Here is a 3,411-nt window from a genome sequence, read left to right as displayed (position 1 = left end):
GCAAGAGCGGCAATAACACCCGGGTCCTTCCGGCACCCTTCCTCACACTCGGCAAACTCATCAAGCATGAACGGGGGCTGAACGTTGGCAGCGAGCTGCCTCCACGCATCAACAGTGCCCGAATCAAGATTAACAACCGCCTCGTACGAACGAGCCTCGGCACGGTCAACCAGGACAGCGTCCGCCTCCCGGACGACCTGCACACCGTTGCGCAGGTCCTCCTTGGACGGCTCACGCAACTCAACACTGATAAAACGGAACGACTCCGCCGCGGCCAGCCCCTCCCGCAAAACCGCCACCGCACGCGAAATCTCCTCCCGCGACAACGGATCCAAAGGGTGCGCCACCCCAACAACAGCTGAAGTTTCAATCTCGAGAGTCATGCTTTTTCTCCTTAATAAGTCCTTGAAGGATGAGGATGCCTGTGTGGTGTGCTGTCGGGACCAAAGGTCCCGGGATTCCCAGAACTGTTCGTCTTCGTCAGAACTGTTCATCTCTGGTTGCTGCTGCTAAAGGTCCGGCCAGGCTCTGCTCCAAGCCCGGCCGGCGTGACGCCGGCCACGTACATTCGGGCCGTGTAGAAAAAGCTACGCCATGCAAATCCTCTAGTCCAGCCTTTTTTGTGGGTTAGTTCGGTAAGACTGCAGTTAATACCTTGGGTCGGGGGAGCGGCTTTAGCCGGCCAGCAGCCAGTCAGAGGCCGCTTTGCGGTAGCGGATGATGCCTTTGTACTCGGCCATGTCGTCCGGGAGCTCGGCCAGTACGTGGCCGAACTTTTCGCGCCACTCGGGTACCCGGGCGATGTCCCTGAGGGGCAGGAGGTAGCTCCGGATCAGGAACAGCAGGACCCCGGTGTGGGGGAGGCGGATCAGGTGCTGGACCTCGACGCGGAGGTGGAGCTTGTCGGGCATGTCGGGGTCGGTGGCGATGGTTCCACGGTCCGGGCCCCATTCGGGGTAGGTTTCGGTGGAGGTGTCCAGGCGGTTGCCGATGGTCATGGTCCAGTTGGTGCGGCGGAACTGTTCTCCGGGCTGCAGGCGCATGAGGAACTTCTCGGCGCGGCTGATGATGTTTTCTTCCTTGACCCGCGGCACGGGGCCGTGGATTTCGAGGAAGCTCATGCCGACGTCGAAACTGAAGGACCAGTCCGCGGCGAAGGTGACCAGGCCGGCGTCGAGCCACATCGTGTCATCCCGAATGTCGAGGAGAACGACGTCGTCCTGGATCTGGCTTCCCAGGAACCGCATGGGGCCCATGGGCAACGAGTCGTCGTCGCCGACGGTGAACTCAACGTCGAGGCCCTGCAGCTTGTTCTGCCAGCGGCAAGCGTTCCCTTCGCGGTGGAAGGACATGATGTCCGGGTATTCCTCGGCCATGGTGGGCAGCAGGGTGGCGATGGTGTCCCACACGGCCGGCCGCATGTGGGGCAGGACCTGCATCCGCGAGGAATCGCGGGTCAGGATCCGGTCGCGGTCCGCCAGTTCCTGGAGGTAGAACTCGTCGATGTCGATGAGCCCGGCTCCCCAGGCGCCGGCGTCCGTCGGCACGTTTTTGTTGGCCGGTTCGACGTTGGCGCTGTAGCGGTAGCTGTCACCGGTAAAAGGGAAGGGAAAGCGCCTGATGCGTTCCGGGAGGGTGGTGGTGTCAGTGTCTTTGTCGATGGTGATGCTCAAAGGTCCAACTCCAATTCTGGGTCTTTGCTGCGTGAAACACAGCACATCATTGTGGTGTTTTCGGCCTTTTCCTGCTCGGTCAGGTAGAGGTCCCGGTGCTGCGGGGTCCCCCGGAGGACCGGGAGCACACATTCGCCGCAGATGCCTTTACGGCACATGTTGGGGATGCGTTTCCCTGCCCCTTCGAGAGTTTCCAGCAGCGAAACACCGGCCGGCACGTCCAACTTGAAGCCGCTGCGGACCAGGTTCACCGTGAACGGCTCGCCCTCCTCCAGTTCGGCCGCACCGAAGGCTTCCGAGTGCAGCCTCGCCGATGACCATCCCAGCTCCCGCGCCTGATCCAGGACTGCATCCATGAAGGCAGCCGGGCCGCAGACATAGAGGTGGGTTCCGATTGTCTGGGTGCTGAGCTCATCCGTCAGAACCTGTTGGAAACTGCCGCGATCCGTACATTCGATCAGCTCGCTCAGCCCCTGTCCCAGCAGTTCCTGCGCCTCGCCCACATGGGCCCCCGCGCCGTGCCGGTGCACGTAGATCAGGGACGCTGTGTTGCCCCGTTCGGCCGCCGCCCGGGCGTGCGACAGCACCGGCGTGATGCCGATTCCAGCAGCGATCAGCAAATGGTGGGTGGCTGTTGACGCCGGGGCAAAAGCACTGCGGGGACGCGACACGTACACACGGTCGCTGACTGAGAGCTGGTGCATGGCCACAGAACCGCCGGAGCCGTCTTCGACCCGGAGAACCGAGATGTTGTATTCCGACGGGCCGTTGCCTGAACCTGTAAGCGAGTACGCATTGACGCCGCTACCGTACTGGACAACAAGGTGGCTGCCCGGGACGTAGGACGGCAGGCGTGCCCCCGACGGATCGGCCAACGTGATGCTGACGATCGATGCCGTCTGGGGACTGACGTTTGTCACCTCCAAGTGGAGGCCACCTTCCACCGCCGGGTGGGCAGTGATCGGGAGCGCCGTGATAGTCATGATGCCTCCTCGGCGTGGGCTGAGTACCCCAGGTACGCGCCCATTCGGCGGGAAAAGTGATCGGTGGTGGCCAGGCTGGTGGCGCATCCCTGGCACTGCACCTCGGAACCGGCTGCACTGTCGGTTGGTGTGGTGGCATGGCAATGCGGGCAGTAGATTAGCCGTGGCGCGGTCTCGTCATTCAGGAGGGTGAGCTCATCCTGTTGCAGACCGCATTCGGCGGCGGTGGCCGCGGCTGCACGGATGTCCGCCGGGGGACCGGCGAGGACGAGGCGGACTCCGACGTGCGAACGTCCGAGTGCGGACCTCAGCTCCGAGAGGGCCTCGTGGTTTGCAGCTTGAAAACGGAGATCATGCCTGGGCTGGACACCGGTGTGTTGACCCGCGGAGTCACCTGTGGCGCCAAAAGACGCACAGATGACACCGCGGAAACCAGGTTCCAGGCCTGTGCCTGCTGCCGGCGGCATGGACGCGGAACGCATGGTCGGTCCTTACGGTGCGAAGGAGCGGTGGCCGGTGAAGAACCCCAGGCCGTACTCGGGGGTCTCGAACTTGACTGTCGTTCCCTTCGGGAAGAACAGCACATCGCGCTCCTTGGCGTGGGTGACTTCGCCCGTCGCCTCGTCGGTGAGGATGAACTCACCGGCTACGACCACCTTCATTTCGTCGTAGGTGTACGTGTACACCAGGGGTTCGGAGGCCTTCAGCTCGAAGAAGCCGGCGCTCATAACCGACCCTTCAGGGTTGTGGAGGGA

Annotated in this window: 4 protein-coding genes and 1 pseudogene; all 5 read right to left on the bottom strand. The window is 62.9% G+C overall.

Translation table 11 applies throughout. The features are described 5' to 3' along the window. Positions 1 to 494 (bottom strand): annotated as a pseudogene (locus AC1DFE_RS23870) (hypothetical protein); the annotation flags it as partial. A 180-nt stretch (positions 495 to 674) separates the two neighbouring features. Continuing rightward, the gene (locus AC1DFE_RS23865) at positions 675 to 1,673 is read right to left on the bottom strand and encodes a heme-dependent oxidative N-demethylase family protein (protein WP_476908304.1); all 999 of its coding nucleotides are present in this window, start codon (positions 1,671 to 1,673) and stop codon (positions 675 to 677) included. Continuing rightward, positions 1,670 to 2,656: a PDR/VanB family oxidoreductase gene (locus AC1DFE_RS23860; RefSeq protein WP_476908303.1), complete on the bottom strand. Its 987-nt coding sequence runs from the start codon at positions 2,654 to 2,656 to the stop codon at positions 1,670 to 1,672. The genes AC1DFE_RS23865 and AC1DFE_RS23860 overlap by 4 nt, the downstream gene beginning before the upstream one ends. Beyond that, positions 2,653 to 3,138 (bottom strand): dimethylamine monooxygenase subunit DmmA family protein, encoded by a 486-nt coding sequence (locus AC1DFE_RS23855; RefSeq protein ID WP_476908302.1) that lies wholly within the window; start codon positions 3,136 to 3,138, stop codon positions 2,653 to 2,655. The genes AC1DFE_RS23860 and AC1DFE_RS23855 overlap by 4 nt, the downstream gene beginning before the upstream one ends. A 9-nt stretch (positions 3,139 to 3,147) precedes the next feature. Next, the coding region (locus tag AC1DFE_RS23850) for a cupin domain-containing protein (protein ID WP_476904383.1) at positions 3,148 to 3,411 on the bottom strand (264 nt) is incomplete at its 5' end.

This window comes from Arthrobacter sp. 05T423, assembly GCF_056396245.1.
This window is presented reverse-complemented; position numbering and strand designations above follow the sequence as displayed.

Bases quoted from the DNA above. Each gene is read 5' to 3' on its own strand.
- AC1DFE_RS23860 (WP_476908303.1), bottom strand. From the start codon at position 2,656: ATGACTATCACGGCGCTCCCGATCACTGCCCACCCGGCGGTGGAAGGT.
- AC1DFE_RS23855 (WP_476908302.1), bottom strand. From the start codon at position 3,138: ATGCGTTCCGCGTCCATGCCGCCGGCAGCAGGCACAGGCCTGGAACCT.